The organism is Sphaerospermopsis sp. FACHB-1094 (assembly GCF_014696195.1).
GTDB lineage: Bacteria > Cyanobacteriota > Cyanobacteriia > Cyanobacteriales > Nostocaceae > Sphaerospermopsis > Sphaerospermopsis kisseleviana.
Window position 1 is genome coordinate 1 of the sequence record NZ_JACJPT010000206.1, and the last position, 3,879, is coordinate 3,879.

At 36.8% G+C, this 3,879-nt stretch carries 3 protein-coding genes and 1 pseudogene; 2 read left to right on the top strand and 2 right to left on the bottom strand.

Annotated features, from left to right (window positions below):
• On the bottom strand, positions 1–1,285 hold a 1,285-nt coding region (locus tag H6F47_RS26960; RefSeq protein ID WP_242027508.1), incomplete at its 3' end, for a DEAD/DEAH box helicase.
• Between the two features lie 295 nt (positions 1,286–1,580).
• Here H6F47_RS26960 and H6F47_RS26965 point away from each other — a divergent pair.
• A pseudogene (locus H6F47_RS26965) lies at positions 1,581–1,808 on the top strand (Uma2 family endonuclease); the annotation flags it as partial.
• Positions 1,809–1,950: 142 nt separating this feature from the next.
• Here H6F47_RS26965 and H6F47_RS26970 read toward each other — a convergent pair.
• Complete coding sequence (locus tag H6F47_RS26970) at positions 1,951–2,652, bottom strand: Uma2 family endonuclease (RefSeq protein WP_096564983.1); 702 nt, start codon at positions 2,650–2,652, stop codon at positions 1,951–1,953.
• Between the two features lie 379 nt (positions 2,653–3,031).
• Between H6F47_RS26970 and H6F47_RS26975 the strand changes: the two genes are divergently transcribed.
• On the top strand, positions 3,032–3,879 hold an 848-nt coding region (locus H6F47_RS26975; protein WP_190651814.1), incomplete at its 3' end, for an RNA-guided endonuclease TnpB family protein.

Consider the following 3,879-nt stretch of genomic DNA (forward strand, 5'->3'; position numbering starts at 1 on the left):
CCGACTCTCGCATTTCCCCCGACTCTCGCATTTCCCCCGACTCTCGACTCCCGACTCCCGACTCTCGCATTTCCCCCGACTCTCGATTTAAACTACGATTTAAAGTAGAGATCGCAGCAGCAGGGGAAGACATCACACAGCGAATTAAAGCCAACGCTGACCAATAACGCCCCCGACGTTGGGCATAAGTCATATCTACGGTAGTAGTTTTTACTAACCCCCGTGCAAAATTATAAACTTCCTCAAATAGTTCTTTATACTCTTTAGATAATTTATAGGGTTCTTCATCAGATTGACGTTGTGGAAAAGGTGTTTCATTCCCCAACCACAATTTTACATCTGCCCGTCGTCGTTGGATAAAATGACCAGCTAAATTATCTCGTTCTGTTTCTGTGAGTTGATCCAAAGTCAAATTAGCAAACTCTGGTTTTAATAAACCCAATAAAGATAAAAAAGATTCCTCAATTCCACTATGGGGGGTAGCAGTGAGTAATAATAAATGACGGGAGGTTTTTTCAGCTATTTCAGTAATTAATTGATGTCGTTGTTGTTGGGATGTACTCTTATTACTAGCACGGGTACAAGTATGAGCTTCATCTACAATCACAAAATCTGGACAATGGGCAATAAAACTAGCTTTGCGCCGTTCTGATTTGGCATAATCTAAACTCACAATTATATGACGATAATAACTAAAAATATGAGAACCATTAGGTATTGCCCGTTCTAATTTAGAAGCTGTACCAGAACGAACTACCACAGCATCAATATGGAATTTTTCTCTTAATTCTTGTCGCCATTGATCACATAAATGGGGAGGACACAATACAGCAATTCTGGCAATTTCTCCCCTGTCTAATAATTCCCTGACAATTAAACCAGCTTCAATGGTTTTACCAATACCCACATCATCAGCAATTAATAACCTGACCGTTTCTAACCTTAAAGCCATTAACAATGGTACTAATTGATAGGGACGAGGACGCAATGACAACCTACCCAAACAGCGAAAAGGACCCGCCCCACTACGTAATAAATGCCGTGCAGCATCCATCAATAATAAAGCTGTGCTGTGGTCTTTTATACTGTCAGCAGTGGGGTTAGGAAAGGTAGCCGGTTCTAGGGTTTCTAGGTTTAAGTGCCGAAAAATACCAATGATTTCCTCTTCGTTACCACTCAGAGGACAAAGGCGGATCAAGTCTGGGTTTTCATCTGGTAATATTACCCATTGCCGACTACGACAACTAACTATAGATCCGGGGGTGCAATTTAATGTATCTGTCATTGTTTCCCTGTGTTGGCAAAGTTAGCCGTGTAAACTGGGCAGAAAGGATACCTCCTCACTACCTGAGATCACAGGCTGTTTTAGTGATTATTAATATTAAGGTTTAGTATAAAGCTATTGAATCAAGCAAATGCAAGTGTGTAACAAAAAGTGACATTTTTTAGTTATATGATAAAAATTGTAATATTTGTACAAATACAGATAAAAATAGCTGAAAATTAGGTGAATTTCAGCCAAGGAACATTTGAGATGATTTGGGTGTACGGAGTTTTTTCAAAAATCAAATAGTAGTCCTATATGTAATGGTAATACTATTAAGTTAGTTGCTGAAGTAGTGAGTAGTAATTGGCAAGATGATTATGCTAGAAAAGTAGAAGAATATGCTTTTCTGGAAATACCAGAATATTGGATTGTTGATTTTCGTGGTTTAGGTGAACTGCAATTTATTGGTAGTCCTAAACAACCTACTTTCACGGTCTGTCAATTAGTGAATGGCGTATATCAACAGCGAAAATATCGTTTATGAGATATAATTATCTCTGGACTATTTCCCAATTTGCAACTTAAACTTGATGATGTTATGTCATGTTAGAAAACCTTGTTCAAAACAATCTTTCTTTCAGTTTTTATCCTGTTCCCCCTGTTTCCAGGGTGTGAGAGGTGATTTAAATCAAACTTTCAGGATCAACTCCTAAATTCTTCAACATTTCAGCTAATTTTTTCGCTTTTTCTTCAGCTTGATTCTTTTTTTCTTCACTTTGTTGAATCCTTTCCTCTGGTGTTAAAAATCTTTTACCATTTTCATCAAACCAATATAACCATTCTCTGGTTATTCCTTGATAAGTTCCCTTTTCTTTACCGATTCCTAAACCAATTTCTGGCAACCAAACGGGATTTCCAGGAATTAAAATATATTCCCCATCCACTAATTTATAAACCTCTAAAGTTTCTTTTATTTTCCGTTGGGGATTATATACCACATAATATAAAATCCCTAACTCATCGGCATAAAATTCTTTTTTAGTGCTATATTCATTTCTGTAGGTTTGGGAAACTACTTCTAACACTAAACTAGGTAATTTCTGTTCTTCCCACAAGACATAACTAGAACGTAATTTTTCATGAATTACCCTGGGAATACCAATACTTAAAAACCCATCTGGTACTATTGCAGGTTCATTTGGATCATAATATATTCCCATATCCACACCAAAAAACCAATCCCATCTTTGAGACCAAATTAAGGCTAACATGGCTTTTAATAAACCAGGAATTAAATCTTGTAGTTCGTTATCCACTGGTGTTTCGTCAGAGTCGGGTAGTTCTTCTGATGAAGGTAAGCAATGCAAAGGATTGTAATTTAGCATAATTGATGCTACCAGTTCTATTTTTAGTATATATTACGTAGGTGACTGGTGACTGGTGACTGGGGACTGGGGACTGGTGACTGGTGACTGGTGACTGGTGACTGGGGACTGGTGACTGGGGACTGGTGACTGGTGACTGGGGACTGATGACTGGTGACTGGGGACTGATGACTGGTGATTGGGGACTGGTGACTGGGGACTGGTGACTGGGAAAAAAATTTGAGATTTGAGCTTGTCCTAAGTTGACAATTTACTAGACAAACCTATACAAGTACATACCAAACTACAAGTATTTGACGTATACATGGAATAAGTTGACTAAAAAATTAGGCAAAATGTGTCAGAATTAAATAATAAAGTATAGTGTTGACATCAGCAAATGCTTTTATCCATCAAAACACAACTCAAGTTAAATAAAACTCAAGAAATATTAATGGCTAAACACGCTGGTATAGCAAGGTTTACCTATAATTGGGGTTTAGCTACTTGGGCTTCTTTGCATAAAGATGGATTAAAGCCAAACAAATACATCCTCAAAAAATTCTTTAATAATCATGTAAAACCTGAATTGGCATGGATTAAAGAAAAGGGTATTTGTCAGAAAATCACTCAATATGCTTTTGATAGTTTAGGTGAAGCTTTTCAGAGATTCTTTCAAGGACAGTCTAAATATCCTAACTTCAAAAAGAAAGGGAAAAATGATAGTTTTACAATTGATGCAGGTGGTAAACCAATTCCTGTAGGTGGTATATCAATAAAACTACCAACAATTGGATGGGTAAAAACTTATGAAGGATTACCTCATACTACTTGCAAAAGCATTACTATTTCTAGAACTGCCGATAGTTGGTATATAGCCTTTTCTTATGAACAAGAATGTCAGCCAACTATTAAAGACCATGCTATTGTTGGTGTTGATTTGGGAGTGAAGGAACTAGCTACACTCAGCACTGGTGTTACCTTTTCTAGTCCTAAACACTATCAACAGAATTTAGTTAAACTACAAAGATTATCCAAGGTCTATTGTAGAAAAGCTTCATGTTCAAACAATAAGCATAAAGCTAAAATTCAACTAGCTAGACATCATGCAAGAATAGCAAACCTGAGAAAAGATACTCTTCATAAGCTTACTACTTACTTATGCAAAAACCACGCCAAGATAGTAGTAGAAGATTTAAATGTTTCAGGGATGTTGTCAAATCATAAATTAGCTCAAGCAATAGCTGA